Genomic DNA, 26,345 nt, shown 5'->3' on the forward strand with positions numbered 1-26,345 from the left:
AAGACGCCTTCACGGGATGTTAAACCGCTGCGCGCTAGGGTCGCTGCGATCAGAAAACGTCGCAGTGCAGAGGGTACAGGTGACACAGGGCAGTCAGGCAGAGGCCAGGTCCGATCTGGATTTTGGTGCGATCCAAAAGGTGCTGGTCGTCGATGACAGCCGCCTGCAAAGACGGATTCTGGTGGCCTCGCTGAAAAAGTGGGGTTTTGAGGTGCTTGAAGCTGACACTGGCGAGGCTGCGATCGAAATCTGTGCTGACAATCCGCCGGATCTGGTGGTCAGCGATTGGGTCATGCCGGGGATGAGCGGGCTGGAATTCTGCCGCGCGTTCCGGGCCATGGACAGCGACCAATACAGTTATTTTATCCTTTTGACCTCAAAAAGCGAAAAGCAGGAGGTGGCCAAGGGCCTTGACGCCGGTGCCGACGATTTCCTGATCAAACCACTTGAGGCCGATGAGCTGCGCGCGCGCATTTCGGCAGGCGCGCGGATTCTGGATATGCAGCGCGAACTGTCCGAGAAAAACCGCATGATCGAAACCGCGCTGAAGGAATTGCGCGTGGCGCATGATGCCATCGACAAGGATTTGATTCAGGCGCGCAAGATTCAGGAATCGCTGGTGCCGGAACTGACGCGCGACTTTGGAAAATCCCGCATAAGTCTGTTACTGAAGCCCTGCGGTCACATTGGCGGCGATCTGGTGGGGATGTTTTCCCCCGGGGTGAACCGGGTTGGCTTTTACAGCATCGATGTGTCGGGCCACGGCATCACCTCGGCCATGATGACGGCGCGTCTTGGGGGGTATCTATCCAGCAGCCACTTTGATCAGAACGTGGCCATGGAAAAGCGGTTCGACAAGTTCTATGCGCTGTTGCCGCCGGAACAGGTGGCGGAGATGCTCAACTGTCGCCTGATGGCCGACGCCGGCGTCGAAGAGTATTTCACGATGGTCTACGCCATTATCGACCTGCGCAACGGGCATCTGAAAATGGTGCAGGCCGGGCATCCGCATCCTCTGGTGTTGCGCTGCGATGGCCGGACCGAGTTTCTGGGCGAGGGCGGGCTGCCCATTGGGTTGTTGCCGGATGTCTCGTTTCAACGGATCGAAACCTATCTGAAACCCGGTGACCGGCTGTTGATGTATTCCGACGGATTCACCGAATGCAGCCTTGCGGGCGGTGGGTTGCTTGAGGAGGACGGCCTGCGCCAGATGGCCATTGATTGCGCGCCGGGCCGCCACGGGACTGAGTTTCTGGATGATATGTTCTGGCGCCTGACCCAGGCCATGGCCCCCGGTACGGGCATGGATGACGACGTTTCAGCCGTGTTCTTCGAGTATAACGGGACTTAAAGTCCGTTCAGGTGCCGCGTTGCAAAATGCCGGTCACCCGCATTGCCCAACATCTCGACCGCATCGGCGGAATGCATCCAGATCGCATCGTGAAACGGCTCGGACGGGGGGCCAAGACGGCGTATGGGGCGGGCGCGGTAGATCAGGCAGACCTTTTCGGCCCACAGGTCGTATTCCGGCATGAAGGTAAACCGCCGAAACGCACCGATCCGCTGCGGGTCGGCAATGGACCAGCCGGTTTCTTCGAACACTTCGCGATGCAAGGCGGTGATCGGCGATTCTCCGGGATCGATCCCGCCGCCGGGCAGTTGCAGGTCGGGTCCGGGTTGGGTCTGGCAGGTCAGCAACAGGTGCCAGCCGCGCGGCAGCAAAGCATAAACGCCCACACGCCTGATGTATTTCCGACCCTTTTGCGGGGTTTCACCGAACCGCCTTATCATGTATGGCCCCTTACAACCCGAAGTCTTCGACCTATATGCTGGCGGTATGCCAATCTGTGGCGTGTAAGGAAACCCCATGTCTCTTGGAACCAAAATCGCGTGGGACGACACCGTCCTGCCCTTTCAACTTGATCTGTCGGATATGCGCGGCCGCGTGGCCCGTCTGGATGGTGTGCTGGACGGCATCCTGAAACAGCACGACTATCCCGAAAAGGTCGAGGCGCTGGTGGCCGAGATGGCCCTGCTGACCGCGCTGATCGGGCAAACGATTTCGCTGCGCTGGAAACTGTCGCTGCAGGTTCAGTCCAAAGGCCCGGTGCGGATGATCGCAACCGACTATTACGCTCCTACGCAAGAGGGCGAACCGGCCCGCATCCGCGCCTATGCCAGCTTTGACCGCGAACGCCTGACCGATGGTGCGCCGTTTGATCAGGTGGGCGAAGGCTATTTCGCCATCATGATCGATCAGGGTGAGGGCACGCAGCCCTATCAGGGGATCACCCCGCTGGCCGGAGGGTCGATCAGCGCCTGTGCCGAGGCGTATTTTGCCCAGTCCGAACAGCTGCCCACGCGCTTTTCGCTGAGCTTCGGCAAATCGACCGAGCCGGGTGTCGGTGAACACTGGCGTGCGGGTGGGATCATGTTGCAGCACATGCCCAAAGCTTCGCCCTTTGCTGCAACCAGCGAGGGCACTGGCGACATTTTGACCGCCGATGATCTGGTCGATGGCGACGAAGGTGAAAACTGGGGCCGCGTCAACATCCTGTTGGATACGGTTGAGGATCTGGAGCTGATCGGGCCGTCCATTGCGCCGACCGATCTGCTGGTCCGTCTGTTTCACGAGGAACAGCCACGGGTCTATGACGCGCAGCCCGTGCAGTTCGGCTGTACCTGTTCCGAGGACCGTGTGCGTCAAAGCCTGTCGATCTATTCGGCGAGGGACATCGAAAAGATGACTACGCCCGAGGGCGACGTGACCGCCGATTGTCAGTTCTGCGGCGCGCATTACGTGCTGGATCCCAGCACCGTGGGTTTCGATGCGGATAACGCCTGACCCAACTGAACAGCTGCGGGCGGCACTTGACCGCCCGGGCCGCGGGTCCAGCGATTTTGACCTGAACCCAGACACTAAACTGCCGGAAAACCGCAAGCTGCGCCCGGCAGGGGTGCTGGTGCCGATCTTAACCACTAGCGAGACGCCGCGTGTGATACTGACCAAACGGTCCTCGGCTTTGAAACATCACCCTGGCCAGATCGCCTTTCCCGGCGGCAAGCAGGATGAGGGCGACGCCGATGTCACCGCCACCGCCCTGCGCGAGGCGCAGGAAGAGATTGGCCTGCCACCCGACCTGCCCGAGGTTCTGGGGCATCTGCCGACCCATGAAACCGTCACTTCGTTCAACGTGACCCCGGTTGTGGCGATCCTGCGTGCGCCGTTTCAGGTGATCCCGGAACCCGGCGAAGTGGATGAGGTCTTTTCGGTTCCGCTTGCACATGTGCTTGATCCTGCGAATTATATCGTTGAATCGCGCCGCTGGCGGGGTCAGAAAAGATATTATTACACAGTGCCGTTCGGTCCTTATTACATCTGGGGCGCGACGGCCCGGATGTTGCGGGGACTGGCCGCACAGGTGAGTGAATGACGCAAATTACAGAAGCCTGGATCACCGATCCGGCCACACAAAAGGTCTGCGCAGCCTTGACCGAAGCCGGGGCGCAGGCGCTGTTTGTGGGCGGCTGCGTGCGCAACGCCCTGCTGGGCGCGCCGGTCTCGGACATTGACATTGCCACCGATGCCCATCCTGAACGGGTAATGGAATTGGCGCAGGCAGCGGACCTCAAGGCCATTCCCACGGGGATCGAACATGGCACCATCACCGTGGTCAGCAACGGTGCCCCGCATGAGATCACAACCTTTCGCCGCGATGTGGAAACCGATGGCCGCCGCGCGGTTGTGGCTTTCTCTGACAAGGTGGAAGAGGACGCAGCGCGCCGCGATTTCACCATGAACGCGATTTACGCCCGGCCCGACGGGTCTGTTCTGGACCCGCTGAACGGTCTGCCCGACCTGCAGGCGCGACGCGTGCGGTTCATTGGCACGGCTGAAAACCGCATTCGCGAAGACTACCTGCGCTCATTGCGGTATTTCCGGTTTCATGCGTGGTATGGCGATGCCGAGGCCGGGTTCGACCCGGATGCGCTGGCGGCGATTGCGGCCAATCTGGATGGTTTGGTGCAGCTGTCACGCGAACGGGTGGGGGCTGAGTTGTTGAAACTGCTGGGCGCACCGGATCCCGCGCCCTCGGTCGCGGCCATGCGGCAGGCGGGGGTTCTGGCGCAGGTTCTGCCGGGGGCCGAGGACCGGTCACTGGCGCCTCTGGTCGCGCTGGAGGATCAGGCCGGGGTTGCGCCCGATCCGATCCGCCGCTTGGCGTCGATCGCCACGCCCGAGCATGCCAAGACCCTGCGCCTCAGCAAGGCACAATTGCAACGCCTGACCCGGATGCGGGATGAGGCCACGGGCACCGCCACCATCGCCGAGCTGGGTTTCCGCTATGGTGAAGAGGGCGGAATGCACGAAACTCTGCTGCGCTGCGCCCTGCTGGAACAGCCCTGGTCGGAACAGATGCGCCAGGACCTGCGCACCGGCGCTGCGGCGGATTTCCCGGTGCAGGCCACCGACCTGATCCCCGATTTCACCGGCCCCGCGCTGGGCAGAAAACTGGCCGAGCTTGAGGCCCGCTGGATCGCCTCGGGCTTTTCCCTGAACCGCGACGATCTGCTGAGCCCTTGATGCGAAGTCTCAAAAGGGGATGACAAAACCATTTCTTTGTGGTTACGTGCGCCTATCCAATGAACGGAGGGATGCGAATGTATTACGGGATCTGGTTCGGCTAAAGCTGGAACACGTTGACCCGTAGGGGTGGTGTTCTGGCGCCATCTTTCTTCGCATGACTAATTCTCTGCTCAATCGGAGCACTCTCCATGTTTCGCTATTTCGAAAACCTCGTTGACCCTTTTGTCGCCTATAAGGAAACCGACACGCCGCCGACGCGGCTGTGGCCCTTTATGCTGGACTATTCCCAGCCCTTTAAGCTGGTGTTCTTTTGGGCGGCGCTGATTTCCGTCGTCGTCGCGGCGGTTGAAGTCGGGCTGATCTACTATATGGGCCGGGTTGTTGACCTGTTGTCAGGCTCGCCTGCCGAGGTCTGGCAGGACCACGGGACCGAGCTGATCCTGGTGGCGGTGTTCGTATTGTTGCTGCGGCCACTGTTGCATGTGATCGACGTGCTGCTGCTGAACAACACGATTCTGCCGAACTTTGGCACCCTGATCCGGTGGCGGGCGCATAAACATGTGCTGCGCCAGTCTGTGGGCTGGTTCGAGAATGACTTTGCCGGTCGCATCGCCAACCGCATCATGCAAACGCCGCCCGCTGCGGGTGAGGCAGTGTTTCAGGTGTTCGACGCGATTTCATTCTCGCTGGCGTATTTGATCGGCGCGGCGATCCTGCTGATGGCGGCGGATCCGCGCCTGCTGTTGCCCCTGCTGATCTGGTTCGCGCTGTATGCGCTGCTGGTGCGCTGGACGGTGGCACGGGTTGGTCCCGCGTCGCAGGCGGCATCCGATGCGCGATCCGCTGTGACGGGCCGCGTGGTGGACAGCTATACCAACATCCATTCCGTCAAAATGTTCGCCCATGACGCGCAAGAGCTGGACTATGCCCGCGAAGCGATTGAGGAAACGCGCCGCACCTTTCAGATCGAGATGCGGATTTTCACCATCATGGACGCCGTTCTGGTCACGCTGAACGGTCTGCTGATCGTGGGTGTGGTCGGCTGGGCCATCGCCCTGTGGATGCAGGGCAGTGCCTCGGTTGGTGTGGTTGCGGCGGCCACCGCGTTGACCTTGCGGTTGAATGCCATGACCGGGTGGATCATGTGGGCACTGACCAGTTTCTTCCGTCAGCTTGGCGTCGTGGCCGAGGGGATGGAGACGATTGCCCAGCCCATCGATCTGCTGGACGCGGCGGATGCCAAGCCTTTGCAGCTGGCCAAGGGACAGATCGATATTCAGGATCTGTCGCATCACTACGGGCGCAAGACGGGTGGTCTGGATCACATCAACCTGACGATCAAACCCGGTGAGAAAATCGGTTTGATCGGGCGATCCGGTGCGGGGAAATCGACCCTAGTAAAGCTACTTTTGCGGTTTTACGACGTGGAACAGGGCGCGATCCTGATCGACGGTCAGAACATCGCCCATGTCAAGCAGGACAGTTTGCGCAGCCACATCGGCATGGTTCAGCAGGACAGTGCGCTGCTGCATCGGTCGGTGCGCGACAACATCCTGTATGCTCGTCCCGATGCCTCTGAGGACCAGATGATCGCCGCCGCCAAACAGGCTGAGGCGCATGAGTTCATCCTAGACCTGCAAGATCCGCAGGGGCGCACCGGGTATGATGCGCATGTGGGCGAACGCGGCGTCAAGCTGTCGGGCGGCCAGCGGCAGCGGGTGACGCTGGCGCGGGTGATCCTGAAAAACGCTCCGATCCTCCTCTTGGATGAGGCGACATCCGCCCTAGATTCCGAGGTCGAAGCGTCAATTCAGGAAACTCTTTACGGCATGATGCAAGGTAAAACCGTGATCGCCATTGCGCACCGCCTCAGCACGATTGCGCAAATGGACCGCATTCTGGTCATGGATGGCGGTCGGATTGTGGAACAGGGCGGCCATGCCGAACTTCTGTCCCAAGGCGGGCTTTACGCGCAGTTCTGGGCGCGGCAATCTGGGGGCTTCCTGAACCCGGAGGCCGCAGAATGAGGGTTGCTGACCTCATAAACCCGTTCAAAAATGTTGAAACGCCCCCGCCACAGACGCTGGGGGCGTTTATTCGCTGGGCCTTGTCGGGCGCCTGGCCAATGCTGTTTGTCGCGGCGTCCTTCTCGGCCTTTGCTGGCGCGATGGAGGCGGGCACGGCCTGGATTTTGGGCTTTGTCATCGACATCGCGACCTCCAGCGGCCCCGAGGCGTTTTTGTCGGGCGATAATCTGTGGATGATCCTTGGTGCGGTGGCGTTTTTCATGCTGATACGCCCTGTGCTGTTCGGCCTGTCCTCGCTGTCGAACAATTACATCGTGATGCCCAACATCGCGCCGCTGGTTTTGGCCAAGCTGAACCGCTGGACGCTGGGCCAGTCGGTCACCTATTTCGACGATGATTTTGCCGGGCGGATCGCGCAAAAGCAGATGCAGACGTCAAACGCGATGTCCTCGGTCGTGTCCGAAGTGATCAGCGCCATTGTGTTTGCGCTGGCCTCGTTGGTGGGGTCTTTGCTTTTGTTAGGGTCTATTCATCCGCTGGTGATGCTGCCCTTTGCGGCGTGGCTGGTGCTGTATTTCATGCTGGTGCGCTGGTATCTGCCGCGCATCCGCAAACGATCCGCCGCGCGGGCGGGGGCGCGGGCGATGGTGTCCGGTCAGGTGGTGGATACGATCACCAATATCAAAACCGTCAAACTGTTCGCCCATTCCGAATTCGAGGATAGCGCCGCCCGCAATGCCATGGTCGATCTGCGGGAAAGATCGCTGGATTTTGGCCGTCTGTCCGCCAGTTTCCGGTTCATCCTGATGACGTTGGCGGGCGTTTTGCCGGTGCTGCTGCTTGGGGCCACGCTGTGGCTGTGGCAGGCCGGGTCTGCCACTCCGGGCGATGTGGTGGCCGCGGGCGCTGTGTCGATCCGTATCGCGCAGATGACCGGCTGGGTCAGTTTCACGCTGATGGGGCTGTATGCCAATGTGGGTGAGATCGAAAACGGCATGAAAACCCTGACCAACCGCGAACGGGTCGAGGATGCCCCAGATGCAACCGATCTGATCGTGTCCGAAGGCCGCATCCGGTTTGACCATATCAGCTTTGCCTATGGGCGCGATGTGGGCGGGGTGTCCGACGTGGATATGGTGGTTCACCCCGGCGAGAAACTGGGCATTGTGGGCGCGTCGGGTGCGGGGAAATCGACCTTGGTTTCGCTGCTCCTCAGGCTTTATGACAGTGAAAAAGGCGCTATTCGCATCGATGATCAGGATGTCACGCGGGTCCGGCAGGACAGCCTGCGCCGTCAGATCGGCATGGTTACGCAGGAAACCGCTATGTTCAATCGCTCTGCGCGTGAGAATATCCTCTATGGCCGTCCAGATGCCTCTGAGGATGAGATGATCGCAGCCGCGCAAAAGGCCGAAGCGCATGAGTTCATCCTTGGCCTGCAAGACGCCCATGGCCGCAAGGGCTATGACGCGCATCTTGGGGAGCGTGGCGTGAAACTCAGCGGTGGGCAGCGGCAGCGGATTGCCCTGGCGCGCGCCATTCTGAAGGATGCGCCGATTCTGGTGCTGGATGAGGCGACCTCGGCCCTGGATTCCGAGGTCGAAGCCTCGATTCAGACCGCGCTGCACCGGGTGATGCAGGGCAAGACGGTGCTAGCCATCGCGCATCGCCTCTCCACACTCAGCGAGATGGACCGGATCGTCGTGCTGGATCAGGGCCGTATTGTTGAGGCAGGGACCCATGACGCCTTGCTGGAGCAAGGCGGGCTTTATGCCCGGTTCTGGCATCGCCAATCGGGTGGGTTCATTCAGGCCGAGGCGGCAGAATAAGGGACCTTTGCATTTCCGGCCAATGTAGCACCGGAATGCGCGTTCGACCGAAGGGAGAGGCAGCGTATTTCGATCCAATATAGATGCAAAGGACCCATAGGGCTTTTGTTGTGCGCAAAGCCCCGGTATCAGGCCCCTTATGACACAGCAGTACACGATAACCCGCCTTGGTCATCAGGGCGACGGCATTGCCGATGGCCCCGTTTACGCCCCTCGTACCCTGCCGGGTGAGGTGGTCAGCGGCACATTGCTGGGTCAGTTTCTGCAGGACATACGGGTTGAAACCCCATCCGATCAGCGGGTGAAGGCACCGTGTCGCCACTACAAAGCCTGCGGCGGATGTCAGTTGCAGCACGCGGCTGATGATTTCGTCGCTGGCTGGAAAGTCGAGGTGGTGCGCAACGCGCTGGCCGCGCAGGGGCTCGATGCCCCGATGCGGCCCATTCACACCTCGCCCGACCGGTCCCGCCGTCGGGCAACAATTGCGGTGAGGCGGACGAAAAAGGGAACGCTTGCGGGGTTTCATGGCCGGGCTTCGGACACCATCACGGAAATCCCCGATTGCCACCTGCTGCATCCCGATCTGATAGAAGCCATTCCCGTGGCCGAAGCGCTGGCGCTGTTGGGCGGCAGCCGCAAAGGCGTGCTGGCCGTGACGCTGACCCTGTCCGACGCCGGGCTGGATGTGTCGGTCAAAGGCGGCAAGCCGCTGGACGGCCCGTTGGAACTGGCCCTGGCGCAAGCGACCGAGAAACACGGTCTGGCCCGGCTCAGCTGGGAGGGTGAGGTGATCGCCATGCGCCACGCCCCGGTTCAAAGGTTTGGCGCGGCCAATGTGGTGCCACCGCCCGGGGCTTTCCTGCAGGCCACGAAGGACGGAGAACAGGCTCTGTTACAGGCGGTTTTGCAGGCAACGCAGGGCGCAAAGCGGATCGTCGATCTGTTTGCAGGATGCGGAACCTTCTCTCTGCCCCTCGCTGCCGGTGCCGAGGTGCACGCGGTTGAGGGTGAGGCTGCGATGACAGAGGCGCTGGATCAGGGCTGGCGTCGCGCGCAGGGCCTCAAGAAAGTCACGACCGAGGCGCGCGATCTGTTCCGCCGCCCCCTGATGCCGGATGAGATGAAATCCTTTGACGCCGTGGTCATCGACCCACCCCGTGCGGGCGCCGAGGCGCAAATCACCGAACTGGCGCAGGCGCAGCGCCCGGTGATTGCCTATGTTTCCTGCAACCCGGTGACCTTTGCCCGCGATGCAAAAACGCTGGTTAACGCAGGTTACACCCTTGAATGGGTACAGGTGGTGGACCAATTTCGGTGGTCGTCACATACCGAACTTGCCGCACGCTTTGTCTTGGGGCCCGCATCATGAGCAGACAGGAGAAGATCCAAATGGGATTGAGCCACCGCCTCTTGGGCATCATCGAAAATCCCGTTTTTGGCCGGTTTATCACCGGGGTCATCATCTTCAACGCCATTCTGCTGGGCATGGAAACATCGCCCACGATAATGGAGGCTGCAGGCCCCCTGATCGTCACCCTGGACAGCCTTTGCCTTGCGATCTTCGTGGCGGAAATCGCGATGAAACTGGTCGCGACGGGTCGGCGGTTCTTTACCAATGGCTGGAATATCTTTGACTTTATCGTCGTTGGCATCGCGCTGATCCCCAGTGCGGGCGGGCTGTCGGTGCTGCGGGCCTTGCGTATCCTGCGGGTTTTGCGCGTCATCTCGGTGGCACCCCGTCTGCGCCGTGTGGTCGAAGGGTTCATTTCGGCCCTGCCGGGGATGGCCAGCGTGTTCCTGTTGATGGCGATCCTGTTCTACATCGGGGCGGTGATCTCGACCAAGCTGTTCTCAAACAGTTTTCCCGATTGGTTCGGCGATCTGGGCCTGTCGGCCTATACGCTGTTCCAGATCATGACGTTGGAAAGCTGGTCCATGGGCATCGTGCGCCCGGTGATGGAGGTCTATCCTTACGCCTGGCTGTTCTTTGTGCCGTTCATCATGGTTACCACCTTTGCGGTGGTGAACCTGTTGGTGGGTCTGATCGTGAACTCGATGCAGGATGCCCACCACGCCGAGGACGAGGTCAAGACCGACGCTTATCGGGATGAGGTTCTGGAACGGCTGGAAAGCATCGAGCGTCGCCTGACCGAGCAATCACACAGCAAAAAGTGATTTCAGTTTTTTCAGATTCTGGCATAATGCTGAAAAAAAAAGAGCAGGCAGTGAAACTATGGATCGTCGAGCATTTGGATTGGGTGCTGTGGCAACGTTGGGCCTTTCGGCCTGCGCCTCGGCTAACCCTCGTATTCTTACCTATGATGGCCCCGAGGTGACCTCATTGGTCATCAACAAGGGCGCGCGGAAGATGTATCTTCTGCACAACGAAACCATTCTCAAGGAATACAAGGTTGATCTGGGCTTTGCCCCGAACGGGACCAAAACCAAACGTGGGGATGGCCGCACGCCCGAAGGCACCTATCTGATCGACCGCCGCAACCCCAACAGCCGCTATCACCTGTCGCTGGGTATTTCCTATCCGAATTCGCAGGACGTGGCGCAGGCCAAGGCGGCTGGTGTTGATCCGGGGGGCGACATCTTTATCCACGGTCAGCCCAATCGCCGCAAGGAACGCAAGCGCGCGACCAAGACGCCGGACTGGACCGCAGGATGCATCGCCGTCAAAAATGACGAGATGGAAGAGATTTACGCGATGGTTGGCCGGGGAACCCTGATCACGCTGCGCCCGTAATCGGTTTCCAGTCTCCAAACCCAAACTGCATATAGTCGCGCTGGTAGGTGTCTACCGCCAGCGCCTCAAGCTGTGGGTCGTAAATCTCGCCAAGGGCGAAGGGCGCATCCGGGGCGCAAATCCGTGGCGTGGGCGGGGTGACGTGACCCAGGCGCTGCGCCAGTTCAGGCAAGGCTGTTGCGATCTCATCCTCGCGCAGAATCTGGTCGGGCAGCGCAAATGAGGCCATGCCTTCCAAAATCTGCGACTGGCTGGCCCAGACCCCATCCACCCGCACCGGGGTTTGCCCGGCCAGGTTCTGACGCAGAAAGGTCAGAAAGGCCGTAAACGCCTCATAGTGTTGATCTACCGGGTAGTTGTCCTTGCGCAGCTGGCCGGGGATCGGCAGCTTGAACCGGTTGCGCAGCATATTGCGGATTTTCACATAAGCCCCAGGTTCGGTGCTGAGGATTTGAGAGCAAAACGCCGTATGCGCCCGTGCCAGCGGATGCCTTAGAACCGTGAACCTGCGATGCCCCGGATGATCCTGCAGCCAGCGCCGCATCTGTTTGCGGTTTTGGTTGGTGATCAGCCTGTCATGCCCGACCTTGTCCAGATCGGCCAGCCATTGACTGACGGCCCCTTCGACCCCGCCGCGAATGGGCAGATACATCAGCGGCGTTTCAGGGGATGCGATATAAGTCGCCACAGCCGGACCCCGTCTGGGTTCGAAATTCGGGATACGGTGCAGATTGAAACTGTCGATCTGCGCCAGTGCCTGCTCGGCCTCCTCCGGGTTGGTGACTTTGGTTAAAACCGGCTCGGGGTTTTGGGGCTTGATCGTATCGTCGATCGCGGACAGCCGGGATGAGACCCCCAACCAGTCTGCCAGCCCATTCAAAACCCCCAGATTGGTCAGGTCGTCATAAGCGATGTGGAAGGCAGTTTGCCCGGTGGTTTGCAACGTGTTGAGCGCCAGCAGTTGAAAACCCTGCTGCTGGTCCAGGTATCGCTCAAACTCGGGGCCATCAAATTCAATCTGCGCTTCGCGGCGGCGCTTGATGTTTTTTAACTGCCACTGCTTGGTTTCGCGCGCGATCTTGAGCGAGACATAACTGTCCAGCGGATTGCGCGTCAGAATGATCTTGGCGCATCTTGGATCGTTCAAAACACACTCTAACACACGGGGATCATGGCCATCAAAGAAGCGAAATCCATTGATTTCACCGGGGGCGGATTTGATCGCCTGCACGAGCTTCATCGGGTCCTCATCGCGTTCGTCAAGCGTGACGCCCAGCAGATCCTCGGATTTGAGGCGACCTATGAAATGGGGGTTGAATGCCTCACCATGGCTGGTGACACCGTCCAGCGCGTTCAGGTTGAACTCCAACAGGTTTGATCCTGTGCGCATCGCGGCAAGAACGACGAAATAATCGAATTGTGACGCCATGAGGGGTTACTGCACCAGATAAGGTTTCTTGAAGGGACGCACGCGCGGGCCGAACACATCGTCAGCCGGAAAATCGCCCATCAGATAGGGGTGCATCCCCTGGTTTTTCAGGTTTTGCAGGAATTTCCCAAAGCCCGACAGATCAACCATGACCGGCGCTTCGATCAGATTATTGGGGTGACGGGTTCCGATCTCGTCAATGACAGTTTGCAACGGCTCCATCGGGGATTCGACAAACTCTGCCAGCGACCAGATGCGCACCCGGGCTTTGGTCCAGACCGAGTTCAGAACCTCAAGCTGTTTGGTCTCAATCCGTTGCAGGCGCGCGGCCTCAACCCGGATATCGGCAAAGTTCATGTTCGACCGGAACAGCGGAATTGCCCAGGCACCGGTTATGACCGAGATTTGCGCATTCCTGTCGCGGGCCAGGAACCAGTTGATCTTTTGCGTGTCCCACGGCCCGAACTGAAAGCACTGCCGCTCACCCCGTGTGTTCCAGATCAGGTTCGAGACAAAGGCCGTGGGGTTATAGTCGCGCAGAACCGCACAATCGCTGAGCGCGCCGTTGGTGATCGAAACCCCTTGGGCAAATTCAGCACGGGCGGGGCCGAACAGATGCCCATGCACCCGGGCACCTGTGGTTTCCTCCAGCCAGGGCTCAAAACCCTCAAACAATTCGGCAAAGCCCTGAAACACCGAATAGGGGGATGAGGTCAGGCCGTTTTCGCTGCCGTGACGCGGAAACCGGCTTTGCATGTAAAGGCCATCGCGACCTTTGGTGCGCCGCTCAACCGCTTTGGAAAAGACCCGGTCGATTTTTCCGGGATTCGGCTCGGTCGGGTGCATGGCGCTGTTCTGGTCGGTCAAAAAGGCCTGATACAGCCTGTCGGCCTGCGGCCAAATCTTGCGAGCGACGAAACAGTCGGACCGGCGCAGCAATTGCAGGTGGTCGTCGTAAAAGATATGCGGTCGGCCCTGATAGTCGAACTTGGACAGGGTCAGCGACCGGCTTTCGATATGGGTTGAGTACAGCCGGGCAAGGGTTTGGAAATAGCTTTCATCCGGTATCCAGACACGCCGGAAATAGCGGTCATAGGTCTTGCGCTTTGGGTCCTGTAGAATGGCCGACAGGGTTTGACGGGTCAGGCACCACCACTGACTGCCCATATGCGGGATCAGGTCATCCGGAATCTTGCGCCGCATCCCAAGCGCACGCTGTAGTTTTACATAAGCATCAAACAGTTTGCGGCTTCTGCGCCAGGAAAACGGAAAGCGCAGGGTAAAGCGTTCGTGATCTAGCCCGCCAATGGTCCAGCTGACATCTGCAGTCGTAGCGCTCTCGATGAAGTCAACGCGCGGTCGGTCGGCCAGGTATTCGATCAGCTCGCCCACCGGTCGCAATGGCAGACATGCGCCTGAGGACAAGTATACATGGTGGACATCCGGAAACTCGTGCAGCATCTGCTCCGCCGCGGCTTGTGAGGCTGCGACGATACCCCAGCTGCCCCATTCACAGCTATGCCGGTCCGACATCCGGATCAGCGGATCATCCGCGCACGAGGCCGCAAACTCTGCATAAACACGCGCGGGCACTTTGCGATCCACATGGATCACCACCGGACAACCCGAGGCCGTCCAGTGGCGCGCCACCTGCTCGGCCCGGTGCAGCGCTGTGTGCACCAGCATGACGATGCCCAGACTGCTCATGCCCAGTTTCCTTTGGACATCAGGCCCAGAATCTCAAGCTGCCGCCAGTTGATGAATTTCTCGGACTGTTCGCACCAGAACACAGGCTTGTCCTCAAGCCCGTCGGCATAGGCGCGGTACTCGCCGGATCGGCGGTAATGCTGGCGGCGGTGCATTTCCTCGGCGGCCTTGTCGGCCAAAGTGCTGATCAGCTTGGCATGCAGCAAGGCGCCGCTGGCTTTCTCACCGCCCCAATCGTCATAGACCTGATTCAGCCCGCGCGGCAGCAGGGCATGGGTTGAGCTGACATAGACATAGCGCTTGTCCCATTTGACCAGGGGAATCTTGTTAAGTGCGGGCGCCTTTGACGGGGTGTCGCGGAAAAACACCCGTGCGCGCGGTCCGCCCTGAATCCACAGGTTCTTGTAGTCCGGGTTCTTGGTGATCATGTAATTGCCCGCATCGAACCAGCGGGCAATCTGGAAAGGGTCCTGACCCTCGTGATACGGTTCGGCATCCACGGGCCCTTGTGGATACATGTCGATCAGCATGGTGCCGAAACTGCGTACCGCGCATCCATCCAGCCAATCGGTCAGGGCACGGATCGGGCGGGTATCGCAGAAAGGATAGATAAAGAATTCATCCGGATCGACGGTCAGAACCCAGTGCCCATGGGCGTGTTTGCGCAGCAGGTAGTTTGACCAGTCCAGACCAAACGAGGCCTTTTTGTAGCTGGCTTTTGCACACCAGACTGATGCATCAGGCTGGCTGGCCAGATATTCGCGCGAGCCGTCATCGCTGTTGTTGTCGACAAACAGGAAATGGTTCACCCCAAGCTTGCGGTAATAGTCCAGAAAATAGGGCAGGCGGATTTTTTCGTTCCGCAGAACGCTCATCAACAATACGTCGTCGGGTCGGATATCGCCGGTCCTGTCGGACACCGGTTTGAGTTGCCGCCGTTTGTACACGCAGCGCGCAAGACGGCGCTTGCGCCGAAGCCTCATCCGATATGAATCCAACAGGCTCACGCGTCTGCTCTACCTTTTTTGTTACGCGAGCATGCCCGGGGGCTGGACGATCCAGAGTGGTGCCGGGCAATTGCCGATTTATGCCATTTTTACATCTTTGATGGCAACGCCTTTAAAAGTCGTTAGCCAGATATGCTGCTTTTCAGTCAAGTTTCCCCATCAGTCCCATCCGCTGCAGTTGGGCCCAACCCTCATAGCGCACGGATTTTTGCGTCCACATCGTCGGACGGTTTTCGATTGCATCATAGTATGTCGCAAATAGGTCCGGATCATGAAAATGCTGGCGTCGCGCTTTGTCCGCGCTGGATTTTCCAATCACATCGGGCAGGAACTTTGTGTGCAGCAGGACGCCGGATTGGGCATCCTGATCCGGGCCGTCATAGGCCGCGTTCAGGTGTCGGGGCAGGGCGGAATGGCATGAATTCACGTAGGCATATCGCCGCGACCACCGGATCAAAGGGATTTTGTTCAAGGTCGGTGAATGGCGCGGCTGGTCGGCAAAAAATACCCTCTCACGCGCGCCACCCTGTAGCCACAGATTGCCCAGCGGGCTTTGCCGTTGCGCGCGGTAAGGGCCGGGATCGAACCAGCCTAAAACCTCGGTCGGGTCGGTCTCGGGGTCATAGTCCTGCGTTCCCAGCGGCCCTTTGGGATAAAGGTCCAGCATCAGTGCACCAAAACCGATCCGGCCTTGTTGGTCCAATGCTGCGGTCAGGTCTTGCAGGGATCGGGTGTCATGATCGGGATAGATCAGCAACTCATCGGCATCCACCATCAGGGTCCAATGACCGTGGCCATAGCGCATTTGCAACCATGTCAACCAATCCAGCCCAAACCGCGATGCGCGATAGCTGGCGGGCGTCTGCCACAGTGATACATCCGGTTGGTCGCGCAGAAACGCGGCCGTGCCATCATCGCTGGCGTTATCCACCATCAGAAAGTGATCGACGCCCAACCCGCGATAGTGGCGGAAGAACCACGGCAGACGGGTGGTTTCGTTTCGAAGCGTGGTAAAGGCCAGAATGGCACCGGGTTTGATTTGCCCCGTTCGGTCATTCAGGCAGGTCAGCTGATGGCGGCTGCGGAAAGACCGCCACAACAGCCGCCGCCGTTTCAGGCGCAACCGGTATTTTTGTACCCACCCGATGGGGGGAAGAGGGTCGGTTGCGGGGCTTCTCACCGGCGGCTCACTTCTCGTAATTGCCGTTCTGGTGCCAGCGCCAGGCGTCGCCGATCATCGTCTCTAACGTTGATCTTTTTGGCTGCCAGCCCAGCTCTTGCCCGGCGCGGACGGACCCCGACACCAGCTTGGTACAGTCGCCCGCGCGGCGGGGGCCGATGGAATAGGGCACCTCGCGGTTGGTGACGGATTTGGAATGGCCGATGACCTCCATCACCGAAAAGCCCGAGCCAGTGCCCAGATTGAACACGCGGCTGCCTTTGCCTTGTTCCAACCAGTTCAGACCCAGCACATGGGCGTCAACCAGATCGCAGACATGCACATAGTCGCGAATACATGTCCCGTCGGGCGTGTCGTAGTCGGTGCCAAACACGGTCAGCCCGTCGCGCTTGCCGTCAATCGCGTCCAGCATCAGTGGGATCAGGTGCGTCTCGGGGCGGTGGAATTCCCCGACCTCGCCCTCGGGGTCGGCCCCGGCCACGTTGAAATAGCGAAAGATCACATGGTTCAGACCGTAAGCGGCCTGAAAATCACGCAGGATGTCTTCGATAGCTCGTTTCGAAGCGCCATAAGCGTTCAGCGGCTCCTGCGGAGTGTCTTCATCCAGCACCACATTGTCATGCTCGCCATAGGTGGCGCAGGTCGATGAAAAGACAAAGTTCAGGCACCCGGCGGCCACGGCGGCCTCGATCAGAGACAGCGAGCCGGTGACGTTGTTGCTCCAGTATTTTCCCGGTTCGGACATCGCCTCACCCACCTGGCTGAGGGCGGCGAAATGCATCACAGCGGCGGGTTGGTATTTGGCGAAAACCTCATCCAGACGGGCGCGGTCCAGCAGGTCGCCCTGTTCAAAGGGGCCAAATTTCACCGCGTCCTGCCAGCCGGTGATCAGGTTGTCATAGGTCACAGGCGTATAGCCCGCCTGCGCCAGCGCCTTGCAGGCATGCGATCCGATGTATCCGGCACCGCCGGTGACAAGAATGTAAGTCACTTTAACGTCCAACTTTCGAAATCCGGCGCATCCGGTCCACTGGGGGTAAACACGCCGCTAGGAATATTATTCAGTCAAGGCCCATCACGGCCATCATCGCCTCAAGCTTGGGCACGTCCTGCGGGTTGTTCAGCTCCCAGAACTGGCGGCCTTTGGCTTCGACCTCGACGCACAGAACTTTGCGCCCGTTTTCCATGAAACGCAGCTGTTCCAGCCCTTCCAACTGCTCCAACGGGCCGACGGGCCATGTGGGATAGGCAGCCAGCGCATCGGGGCGGTAGGCATAGACGCCGACGTGGTGGAACACGGGGGTGTCGTCATCCGCACCATAGGTTTGCGCCGTATATGGCACGACCTCTTTCGAGAAATACATCGCGCTGTGGTCGGCGGCGAAGACGGCAGTTGTACCGCCGACGCGCCCGTGTTTGCGATCATTCAGCAGACCGTTCAGCGCATCGCCGTCACAGCGTAGAACCGGCGTAGCCACCCCCGCGTCAGGCGCGGCCCGCAGGCCCGCGATCAGGTCTTCGACGAACCAATGCGGCGTCAGAGGCGCGTCGCCCTGCAGGTTGACCACGATGTCATAGCCCGCGCCCAGATTTGCATGGGTTTCGGCGCAGCGTTCGGTGCCGTTCTGGCATGTGTCCGCGGTCATCACGACCTCGGCCCCGAAACCTTCCGACGCCGCGCGGATGCGGTCGTCATCTGTGGCTACAACCACCTTGTCCACGCCTGCGACCGAACAGGCCGCGCGCCACGACCGTTCGATCAGGGTCATCGCTTTGCCACTGGCCCCGGTCAATGGCACCAGAGGCTTGCCCGGATAGCGGGTCGAGGCGTAACGGGCGGGAATGGCGATCAGAACGGACATCAGGCCTCCTTCAACTCAACACCCGGAGCGTAGGCGATAAAGAACGGGTTTGCATATGCGTCTTTGCCGTAGCGCAGCGGCGTGTGGTCATCAAAACGCACGACATCGCCACCTGCACCGGCCAGAACGGCGTGACCAGCGGCCGTATCCCACTCCATAGTGCGGCCCACGCGGGGATACAGATCGGCCTCGCCCGTAGCGACCAGACAGAACTTGAGCGACGAGCCCGCGCTTTTGCTGTCTTTCACCTGATATTTGTTGATGTAGTCCTCGGTCGCCTGATCCCGGTGCGATTTCGACGCCACGATCATCAGCGCCGAATTGTCCGGTTTAGAGACTGATATCGGTGTCACCTCACCCGCTTGTGCCTTGTCCAACGCGCCAGTTTCCTCGACCGATTGACCATCGGCCTGCGTGTAGAACATGCGCCCCTTGGCCGGGGCATAGACCACGCCACGGGTCGGTACACCATTTTCCACCAGCGCGATGTTTACCGTGAAATCGCCGCGGCGGTTGATGAATTCCTTGGTGCCGTCCAGCGGGTCGACGATCAGGAACGTGTCGCCTTTTTCGGAATGCGAAGCGGCCTGTTCCTCGGTCACCAACAGGATGTCGGGGAAAGCGGCGCGCAGCCCGGCTGAAATCAGCGCATCTGCGGCTTCATCCGCTTCGGTCACGGGGCTGGCATCGGATTTGACTTTGACGTCGAAATCATCTGCCTCATAAATCTCCATGATCTTATCCCCCGCTTCCAGGGCCAGACGTCGGATGACAGGGATGAGGGCGTCGTAGGTCACAAAAATGCTCCGTTCCTGTGGTTTGTTGATAGAATATCCTGACGGCCTTATGATGCGCGGGTTACGGATCGGCAAGAAATTCGTGGCAGGATGCAGGCGAAAAAACGGGAAAGACGCTTCGGGTGTATCAGTTTAAGCGAAACCAATCTCTGCTGGGCGGTGCGTTCACAACGCTTGAGCTGATTTTTCACGCGGTTGTTCGAAACATTCGTTCAAGCCACAGCAATGCATTGCTGGCGATTCTGATCAACATTCTTCAGGTTCTGGTCATGGTTGCAGTGTTTTACGCGATCATGTCCTTTATGGGACCGCGTATTTCCCGCGTCCGGGGCGAATTTATCCTGTATTTGCTGTCGGGTGTCTTTCTTTTCCTGATGCACATAAAATCCGTCTCTGCTGTTGCCGGGGTCAGCACAGGTGGCAATCCGATGATGCTGCATTCACCAATGAATATGATGGTGATGTTGTTGGCGACCGCGTTCGCAACCCTATACACACAGATTATGACGGTGTTCATCATCCTCAGCCTGTACAGCGTGATCGTTGCGCCGCTTGAGATACAGGATCCGGGCGGCGCGTTTGGCATGATGATCCTGTCTTGGTTCACCGGATGTTCGGTCGGTATCGTGCTAATGGCCCTGACACCCTGGTTTCCGACTGCGGCCACCATCATCAGTAACATCTATCGCCGCCTGAACATGATCTTTTCGGGTAAGATGTTTTTGGGGAATGCGCTGGGCGGGGCCACGTTGGCGATGTTTGCCTGGAACCCACTGTTCCACATTATTGATCAGTGCCGCGGCTTTGTGTTTCGGAACTACTTTCCGCGAAACTCCAGCTGGGAATATGCGCTATGGGTGGGTCTGGCGCTGTTGCTGATCGGCTTGCTGGGCATTTTCTTTTCACGCCAGCACATCTCTCAAAGCTGGAGCGCGCGGCGCTAGTTTGCCACACGCAGGGTCAGGTTGATCCGTCCGCCTTTTGGCAAAAGCTTGGACGATCCGAACCGGATACGGTCAACACCGTGATAGGTCAGCCGCGCCGGTCCGCCCATGATCACCACATCACCCGAGCTGAGCCAGATCGACTCGGTCTTGCCGCCGCGGGTCTGGTTGCCGATGCGAAACAACGCGTCATCCCCCAGTGAGATTGACAGGACGGGCCAGGAAAAATCGGCCTCATCCTTATCCTGATGCAACCCCATTCGGGCCCCTTCGCCGTAGTAGTTGATCAAACAGCAATCGGGATCGCGTTCCGTGCTGGCAAGGTTGCGCCAAAGGTCCAGGATGGGGGCGGGGATCGCGGGCCACGCCGCGCCTTTGGGATGCTGCGGCTGATACCGATACCCGGCCCGGTCGGTGACCCACCCCAATGCCCCGGCCGAAGTCATCCGTACCGACATTTCCTTGCCCGAAGGCGTGATCGGGCGAAACAGCGGCGCGGTTTTCAGAATCGGACGCAACAGGTCAATCAGACGGGCCTGCGCTGCGCCATCCAGATACGCTTTGTGAATGTCAAACCCGCGTAAATTCAGCCGCGCCATCCAAGATTCCCCGATCCTTGCCAAAACCTTGCCGAAAAAGGCCACAGATTCCCGAAAACCTGCGATTTACAACGCTTGCAGGCCATTCGTCCCGCCCTTATATACGCCGGGACGCGCGACGGTGTAGGGCCCTTGCGCAAATCAGATCGGGGCCGGGTGCCATAACGGGTTCGGACCTCGGACATCGCCTTGAAGAGAAAGGGATTGAACATATGGGAAAAGTAATCGGGATTGATCTCGGGACCACCAACTCGTGCGTGGCCATCATGGACGGCTCGCAGCCGAAGGTCATCGAAAATGCCGAAGGGGCGCGGACCACGCCCTCGATCGTCGCCTTCACCGAAGATGAGCGTCTGGTCGGTCAGCCTGCAAAGCGTCAGGCGGTCACCAACCCCGACAACACGATTTTCGGCGTCAAGCGCCTGATCGGTCGTCGTGTGGATGATGCCGAAGTCGAAAAAGACAAGAAAATGGTGCCGTATGCCATCGTCGATGGCGGCAATGGCGACGCATGGGTTCAGGCCCGTGGCGACAAGTACTCCCCAAGCCAGATCTCGGCCTTCACTCTGGGCAAGATGAAGGAAACCGCCGAGAGCTATCTGGGTGAGGAAGTCACGCAGGCCGTCATCACGGTTCCGGCCTATTTCAACGACGCACAGCGTCAGGCCACCAAAGACGCCGGTAAAATCGCCGGTCTCGAAGTGCTGCGGATCATCAACGAACCGACAGCGGCGGCTCTGGCCTATGGTCTGGACAAAGAAGAAACCCAAACCATCGCGGTTTATGACCTTGGTGGCGGTACTTTCGACGTGACCATTCTGGAAATCGACGACGGTTTGTTCGAGGTCAAATCGACCAACGGCGACACCTTCCTGGGTGGTGAAGACTTTGACATGCGCATCGTCAACTATCTGGCGGATGAGTTCAAAAAAGAACACGGTGTCGATCTGTCTGCGGACAAGATGGCCCTGCAGCGTCTGAAAGAAGCTGCTGAAAAAGCCAAGATCGAGCTGTCCTCGACCTCGCAGACCGAAATCAACCAGCCGTTCATCTCGATGGGCTCGAACGGTCAGCCGCTGCACATGGTCATGAAACTGACCCGTGCCAAGCTGGAATCGCTGGTCTCGGACCTGATCAAGAAGTCGATGAAGCCCTGTGCGGCTGCTCTGAAAGACGCGGGTCTGTCGGCCAGCGACGTGGACGAGGTTGTTCTGGTTGGTGGTATGACCCGGATGCCGAAAGTGATCGAAGAGGTCACCAAATTCTTCGGTAAAGAGCCCCACAAAGGCGTGAACCCGGACGAAGTGGTTGCCATGGGCGCCGCCATTCAGGCCGGCGTTCTGCAAGGCGACGTCAAAGACGTTGTTCTGCTGGACGTGACCCCGCTGTCGCTGGGGATCGAAACGCTGGGTGGCGTGTTCACCCGCCTGATCGACCGCAACACCACCATCCCGACCAAAAAGTCTCAGGTCTTCTCGACCGCCGAGGATAACCAGAACGCCGTGACCATCCGGGTGTTCCAGGGTGAGCGTGAAATGGCCGCGGACAACAAGATCCTGGGTCAGTTCAACCTCGAAGACATCCCGCCCGCACCGCGCGGCATGCCTCAGATCGAGGTGACTTTTGACATCGACGCCAACGGCATTGTCTCGGTTTCGGCCAAGGACAAAGGCACCGGCAAAGAGCAGAAGATCACCATCCAGGCATCGGGCGGTCTGTCGGACGAAGATATCGACAAGATGGTCAAGGACGCCGAGGAAAACGCCGAGGCAGACAAGGAACGCCGCGAGCTGGTGGATGCCAAGAACCAGGCCGAAAGCCTCATCCACTCGACCGAGAAGTCGATGGAAGAGCATGCCGACAAGGTCGATCCGACCACCATCGAAGCGATCGAGCTGGCCATTGCCGCGCTGAAGGATGAGCTGGAAACCGAGAATGCCGACAAGATCAAGTCGGGCATCCAGAACGTGACTGAGGCCGCGATGAAGCTGGGCGAGGCGATCTACAAGTCGCAGTCCGAAGAGGCGGATGACGAACCGGCCGCAGCAGATGCCGCGCCGGGCGATGATGACATTGTCGACGCCGAATTCGAAGATCTGGACGACGACAAACGTAACTAACGGGTAACCGGGCCAATTTGGGCCGGTCCGCTCGCCGGGCCGGCCCGATTACGTTGAGGCAGAAGGAAACACTGATGTCAAAACGCGACTACTATGATGTGCTCGGCGTATCCAAGGGCGCATCAGCGGACGAGATCAAAAAGGGTTTTCGCAAGAAAGCCAAAGAGTTGCATCCTGACCGCAACAAGGACAACCCGGATGCCGAGGCGCAGTTCAAAGAGGCCAATGAGGCCTATGATGTGCTGCGCGATGCGGACAAAAAGGCGGCCTATGACCGCTTTGGCCATGCTGCGTTCGAAAATGGCATGGGCGGCGGTGGCCGTCCCGGCGCTGGATTTGGCCAGGGTGATTTCTCAAGCGCCTTTTCGGACGTGTTTGACGATCTGTTCGGCGATTTCATGGGTGGTCAACGCGGCGGTGCCGGTGGCGGACGTCGCGCCGCGCGTGGCTCGGACCTGCGCTATAACCTGCGTGTGACGCTGGAAGAGGCGTTCTCGGGCCTGCAGAAAACCATCAGCGTACCTGCCGCCGTGGCCTGTTCGGCCTGTGATGGCACGGGTGCCGAAGGCGGCGTTGAGCCTGTTACTTGTCCGACTTGTTCCGGTATGGGCAAGGTCCGCGCGCAGCAGGGATTCTTTACGGTTGAGCGCACCTGCCCGACCTGTTCCGGCCTGGGTCAGATCATCAAGAACCCCTGTAAATCCTGCAACGGTGCGGGCCGCGTGGAAAAAGAACGCGCCCTGTCCGTAAACATTCCCGCCGGTGTCGAAACCGGAACCCGCATTCGCTTGGCGGGTGAGGGTGAGGCCGGAATGCGCGGTGGCCCTCCGGGTGATCTCTATATCTTTGTGGAAGTCTCGGATCACAAACTGTTCGAACGCGACAGCGTGAACCTTTACTGCCGCGTGCCGGTCAGCATGGCCAAAGCAGCATTGGGCGGTTCGATCGAGGTTCCGACCATCGACGGCGGTCGCGGCCGCGTGCAAATCCCGGCCGGCAGCCAGTCAGGTCGCCAGATGCGCCTGCGCGGCAAAGGTATGCCTGCGCTGCGCGGCGGTGGCATTGGCGACATGTTCATCGAACTGGCCGTCGAAACGCCGGTGAACCTGACCAGCCGTCAGAAAGAACTGTTGAAAGAGTTTGATGATCTGGGCGAAGATAACCACCCGGAATCCAAAAGCTTTTTCTCATCCGTCAAATCCTTTTGGGACGGTATGAAGGGCTGAGACGCCGGGTAGGGGGCTCTGCCCCCGCCGCCCTGCGGGCGACTCCCCCGGGATATTTATAGCCAGATGAAACAGGGGATCCGCACTTCATCTGGCTGAAAATATCCCGGAGCGCGAGGCAGAGCCTCGCAAAATCCCCTTGAATATTTTCACTGCGCCTGAGATGGTCCGCCCAACCGTTGGGGTGCCTTGATCAAAGGGCTGAGAGGCGTGAATGCGCTAACCCATCGAACCTGATCCGGGCAATACCGGCGTAGGGAACGGTCTAGCGCGAACAGACGTTTTCCATGCTGCGTTGCCCATTGATGATGGAGCAACGATATGGCGCATATTGCCCTGACTATTGCGGGCTCGGACAGTGGCGGCGGGGCCGGGATACAGGCGGACCTCAAGGCGATGTCTGCCCTGGGTGTCTATGGTGCCAGCGTGATCACCGCCGTAACCGCGCAAAACACGCAGGCTGTGACGGCGGTGCATGGGATACCGCTTGATGTGGTCACGGCCCAGATCGATGCGGTTCTGACCGATCTGAACGTGAACGCGATCAAGATCGGTATGCTGGCAACGCCTGAAATTATCCAAACGGTTGCGGATGCGATTGCCGGGTTTGAAGGGCCTGTCGTGTTGGACCCGGTGATGATCGCCAAGTCGGGCGACGCCTTACTGGCGCAGGAAGCGGTTCAGACATTGCGGGATGTCCTGCTGCCTCGGGCCGCCGTGTTGACCCCCAATCTCCCCGAGGCCGCCTGCCTGTTGGACTGCCGTGTCGCGGAAACACCCGAACAGATGATTGATCAGGGCCTGGCCCTGTGCGCCTTGGGGGCGGGTTCGGTGTTGATGAAAGGCGGCCATGGGCGTGGCGAGATTTGCTATGACCTGTTGATCGAGCCCACAGGGCTGGTCGCTGAATTCACGGCCCCCCGGCGCGCAACGCGAAACACCCACGGCACGGGCTGCACGTTGTCCTCGTCTATTGCGGCAGGACTGGCGCAGGGGCTTGGGTTGGTTGACGCCGTTGGTCAGGCGCATCGCTATCTGCAGGGGGCGATCGCCCGGGCGGATGAGTTGAAGATTGGCAATGGTCACGGGCCGGTTCATCACTTTCATCAGGTTTGGCCTGCGTGACGGTCTGGTCGGTCTTAGGCGCGGGCGTCGCAGGTCTGGCCGTCGCGACCGAGCTGGTGTCTCGGGGCGCGAAGGTACAGGTCTTTGATCCTGCTGGCCCGCCGGGTCCGCATGGGTGCTCGTGGTGGGCCGGGGGCATGCTGGCCCCGTGGTGTGAGTTCGAAAGCGCCGAGGAGCCTGTTTTGCGTCTAGGGCAGACCGCGTTGGAGTGGTGGGCAAGGCACACTTCGGTTCAGCGGCGCGGAACACTGGTTGTGGCCAACCCGCGTGACTTACCCGACCTGCGCCGTTTTGGGCGCCGGACCGAGGGGTTTGGCGAGGTTGAATCCCACGAAATAGCCCAGTTAGAGCCTGATTTGCATGGCTTCACCAAGGCGCTGTATTTCGCAGATGAGGCGCATCTCGACCCGCGTCAGGCGTTGCGGGACCTGTACGCTCACCTGCTGAACCACGGTGTCGAATTTCATCGCAAGCTCGCCCCGGCGCGGCTGGAAAACGCGATTGATTGTCGTGGGCTGCACGCGCGCGAGGTGCTGCACGATCTGCGCGGCGTGAAGGGTGAGATGCTTGTGATCCGCTGCCCCGATGTCTCTCTGACCCGGCCTGTACGTCTGCTCCACCCCAGGATGCCGCTGTACATCGTGCCACGAGGCGAGGGCATCTACATGCTGGGCGCCACGATGATCGAAAGTGAGGACAGCAGCCGCATCACTGCGCGGTCGATGCTGGAATTGCTCAGCGCGGCCTATGCGCTCAACCCCGCATTCGGAGAGGCCGAGGTGCTGGAGATCGGCGTCGATCTGCGCCCGACCTTTCCCGACAACCTGCCGCGTATTCGGCGGCTGGGGCGCACGATCTATGCCAATGGCCTGTACCGCCACGGGTATCTGCTGGCCCCGGCGCTGGCGCAGGGTGTGGCGGATCTGGCGCTGGACAACAAACATTCGGAGATGGTCGATGAAGATCGTGCTTAATGGTGAACCCCAGGAAATTCAGGCTCTAACATTAGCGGAACTGCTGGTGGAACGCGGAGTCTCGGGGCGGGTCGCAACGGCGGTGAACGAAGAATTCGTACCGTCGAGCCTGCGTATTGCCCACAGATTGGCAGATGGCGACCGGGTCGAAATCCTTGCGCCGATGCAGGGGGGCTGAG

The 26,345-nt window shown here is 59.7% G+C and carries 24 protein-coding genes and 1 riboswitch; of the genes, 15 read left to right on the top strand and 9 right to left on the bottom strand.

Annotation, left to right across the window (positions count from 1 at the left end):
- The first annotated feature begins 79 nt into the window (after positions 1-79).
- On the top strand, positions 80-1,351 hold the full coding sequence (locus tag ACR0J5_RS10385) for a PP2C family protein-serine/threonine phosphatase (protein WP_480653020.1): 1,272 nt from the start codon (positions 80-82) through the stop codon (positions 1,349-1,351).
- On the opposite strand, the gene ACR0J5_RS10390 is transcribed toward ACR0J5_RS10385, so the two are convergent.
- Positions 1,348-1,791, bottom strand: a complete 444-nt coding sequence (locus ACR0J5_RS10390) for an NUDIX hydrolase (protein WP_480653022.1) — start codon at positions 1,789-1,791, stop codon at positions 1,348-1,350. The two genes, ACR0J5_RS10385 and ACR0J5_RS10390, sit on opposite strands and share 4 nt — an antisense overlap.
- A gap of 76 nt (positions 1,792-1,867) precedes the next feature.
- Between ACR0J5_RS10390 and hslO the strand changes: the two genes are divergently transcribed.
- The 8 genes from hslO to ACR0J5_RS10430 all read left to right on the top strand — a co-directional run bounded on the left by hslO (position 1,868) and on the right by ACR0J5_RS10430 (position 11,196).
- On the top strand, positions 1,868-2,845 hold the full coding sequence (hslO, locus tag ACR0J5_RS10395) for an Hsp33 family molecular chaperone HslO (RefSeq protein WP_480653024.1): 978 nt from the start codon (positions 1,868-1,870) through the stop codon (positions 2,843-2,845).
- Positions 2,829-3,434 carry a CoA pyrophosphatase gene (locus ACR0J5_RS10400; protein ID WP_480653026.1) on the top strand — a complete coding sequence of 202 codons (606 nt, stop codon included), beginning with the start codon at positions 2,829-2,831 and terminating at the stop codon, positions 3,432-3,434. Before hslO ends, ACR0J5_RS10400 begins: the two co-directional genes overlap by 17 nt.
- Complete coding sequence (locus tag ACR0J5_RS10405) at positions 3,431-4,585, top strand: CCA tRNA nucleotidyltransferase (protein ID WP_480653028.1); 1,155 nt, start codon at positions 3,431-3,433, stop codon at positions 4,583-4,585. The genes ACR0J5_RS10400 and ACR0J5_RS10405 overlap by 4 nt, the downstream gene beginning before the upstream one ends.
- 191 nt (positions 4,586-4,776) lie before the next feature.
- On the top strand, positions 4,777-6,615 hold the full coding sequence (locus ACR0J5_RS10410; RefSeq protein ID WP_480653030.1) for an ABC transporter ATP-binding protein: 1,839 nt from the start codon (positions 4,777-4,779) through the stop codon (positions 6,613-6,615).
- Positions 6,612-8,444, top strand: coding sequence for an ABC transporter ATP-binding protein (locus tag ACR0J5_RS10415; RefSeq protein ID WP_480653032.1), 1,833 nt, complete (start codon positions 6,612-6,614; stop codon positions 8,442-8,444). The genes ACR0J5_RS10410 and ACR0J5_RS10415 overlap by 4 nt, the downstream gene beginning before the upstream one ends.
- Positions 8,445-8,583: 139 nt before the next feature.
- The gene (locus ACR0J5_RS10420; protein WP_480653034.1) at positions 8,584-9,813 is read left to right on the top strand and encodes a class I SAM-dependent RNA methyltransferase; all 1,230 of its coding nucleotides are present in this window, start codon (positions 8,584-8,586) and stop codon (positions 9,811-9,813) included.
- Positions 9,814-9,833: 20 nt separating this feature from the next.
- Positions 9,834-10,619, top strand: coding sequence for an ion transporter (locus ACR0J5_RS10425; RefSeq protein ID WP_480653923.1), 786 nt, complete (start codon positions 9,834-9,836; stop codon positions 10,617-10,619).
- 58 nt (positions 10,620-10,677) lie between these two features.
- A complete protein-coding gene (locus ACR0J5_RS10430) occupies positions 10,678-11,196 on the top strand; it encodes a L,D-transpeptidase family protein (protein WP_480653036.1) in 519 nt (172 codons plus the stop codon).
- Here the strand turns inward: ACR0J5_RS10430 and ACR0J5_RS10435 are convergent.
- From ACR0J5_RS10435 to cysQ, 7 genes are all read right to left on the bottom strand, one after another.
- Positions 11,180-12,625: a nodulation protein NodH gene (locus tag ACR0J5_RS10435; protein WP_480653038.1), complete on the bottom strand. Its 1,446-nt coding sequence runs from the start codon at positions 12,623-12,625 to the stop codon at positions 11,180-11,182. The two genes, ACR0J5_RS10430 and ACR0J5_RS10435, sit on opposite strands and share 17 nt — an antisense overlap.
- Positions 12,626-12,631: 6 nt before the next feature.
- Positions 12,632-14,332 carry a DUF5927 domain-containing protein gene (locus tag ACR0J5_RS10440; RefSeq protein ID WP_480653040.1) on the bottom strand — a complete coding sequence of 567 codons (1,701 nt, stop codon included), beginning with the start codon at positions 14,330-14,332 and terminating at the stop codon, positions 12,632-12,634.
- Positions 14,329-15,315 (bottom strand): glycosyltransferase family 2 protein, encoded by a 987-nt coding sequence (locus ACR0J5_RS10445; protein WP_480653042.1) that lies wholly within the window; start codon positions 15,313-15,315, stop codon positions 14,329-14,331. The genes ACR0J5_RS10440 and ACR0J5_RS10445 overlap by 4 nt, the downstream gene beginning before the upstream one ends.
- A 166-nt stretch (positions 15,316-15,481) precedes the next feature.
- Positions 15,482-16,462 carry a glycosyltransferase family 2 protein gene (locus ACR0J5_RS10450; protein ID WP_480653043.1) on the bottom strand — a complete coding sequence of 327 codons (981 nt, stop codon included), beginning with the start codon at positions 16,460-16,462 and terminating at the stop codon, positions 15,482-15,484.
- Positions 16,463-16,526: 64 nt separating this feature from the next.
- The gene (galE, locus tag ACR0J5_RS10455; protein WP_480653045.1) at positions 16,527-17,510 is read right to left on the bottom strand and encodes a UDP-glucose 4-epimerase GalE; all 984 of its coding nucleotides are present in this window, start codon (positions 17,508-17,510) and stop codon (positions 16,527-16,529) included.
- 70 nt (positions 17,511-17,580) lie between these two features.
- Positions 17,581-18,381, bottom strand: coding sequence for a 3-deoxy-manno-octulosonate cytidylyltransferase (locus ACR0J5_RS10460; protein ID WP_480653047.1), 801 nt, complete (start codon positions 18,379-18,381; stop codon positions 17,581-17,583).
- Positions 18,381-19,178 (bottom strand): 3'(2'),5'-bisphosphate nucleotidase CysQ, encoded by a 798-nt coding sequence (gene cysQ / locus ACR0J5_RS10465; protein ID WP_480653049.1) that lies wholly within the window; start codon positions 19,176-19,178, stop codon positions 18,381-18,383. The genes ACR0J5_RS10460 and cysQ overlap by 1 nt, the downstream gene beginning before the upstream one ends.
- Positions 19,179-19,300: 122 nt before the next feature.
- Between cysQ and ACR0J5_RS10470 the strand changes: the two genes are divergently transcribed.
- Entirely contained in the window at positions 19,301-20,122 is an 822-nt protein-coding gene (locus tag ACR0J5_RS10470; RefSeq protein ID WP_480653051.1) for an ABC transporter permease, read from the top strand.
- On the opposite strand, the gene ACR0J5_RS10475 is transcribed toward ACR0J5_RS10470, so the two are convergent.
- The gene (locus tag ACR0J5_RS10475) at positions 20,119-20,721 is read right to left on the bottom strand and encodes an alpha-ketoglutarate-dependent dioxygenase AlkB family protein (protein ID WP_480653053.1); all 603 of its coding nucleotides are present in this window, start codon (positions 20,719-20,721) and stop codon (positions 20,119-20,121) included. The two genes, ACR0J5_RS10470 and ACR0J5_RS10475, sit on opposite strands and share 4 nt — an antisense overlap.
- A 212-nt stretch (positions 20,722-20,933) precedes the next feature.
- Between ACR0J5_RS10475 and dnaK the strand changes: the two genes are divergently transcribed.
- The 5 genes from dnaK (at position 20,934) to thiS (ending at position 26,344) form a co-directional block, all read left to right on the top strand.
- On the top strand, positions 20,934-22,841 hold the full coding sequence (gene dnaK, locus ACR0J5_RS10480) for a molecular chaperone DnaK (RefSeq protein ID WP_480653055.1): 1,908 nt from the start codon (positions 20,934-20,936) through the stop codon (positions 22,839-22,841).
- Positions 22,842-22,915: 74 nt separating this feature from the next.
- On the top strand, positions 22,916-24,067 hold the full coding sequence (gene dnaJ / locus ACR0J5_RS10485) for a molecular chaperone DnaJ (protein WP_480653057.1): 1,152 nt from the start codon (positions 22,916-22,918) through the stop codon (positions 24,065-24,067).
- A gap of 170 nt (positions 24,068-24,237) precedes the next feature.
- Positions 24,238-24,344: riboswitch (TPP riboswitch) on the top strand.
- A gap of 44 nt (positions 24,345-24,388) precedes the next feature.
- On the top strand, positions 24,389-25,192 hold the full coding sequence (gene thiD, locus ACR0J5_RS10490) for a bifunctional hydroxymethylpyrimidine kinase/phosphomethylpyrimidine kinase (RefSeq protein ID WP_480653059.1): 804 nt from the start codon (positions 24,389-24,391) through the stop codon (positions 25,190-25,192).
- Positions 25,189-26,166: an FAD-dependent oxidoreductase gene (locus tag ACR0J5_RS10495; protein ID WP_480653061.1), complete on the top strand. Its 978-nt coding sequence runs from the start codon at positions 25,189-25,191 to the stop codon at positions 26,164-26,166. The genes thiD and ACR0J5_RS10495 overlap by 4 nt, the downstream gene beginning before the upstream one ends.
- Entirely contained in the window at positions 26,150-26,344 is a 195-nt protein-coding gene (gene thiS / locus ACR0J5_RS10500; RefSeq protein ID WP_480653063.1) for a sulfur carrier protein ThiS, read from the top strand. The genes ACR0J5_RS10495 and thiS overlap by 17 nt, the downstream gene beginning before the upstream one ends.
- Position 26,345: the final 1 nt, after the last annotated feature.

It is taken from the genome of Ruegeria sp. BE1, assembly GCF_056538885.1.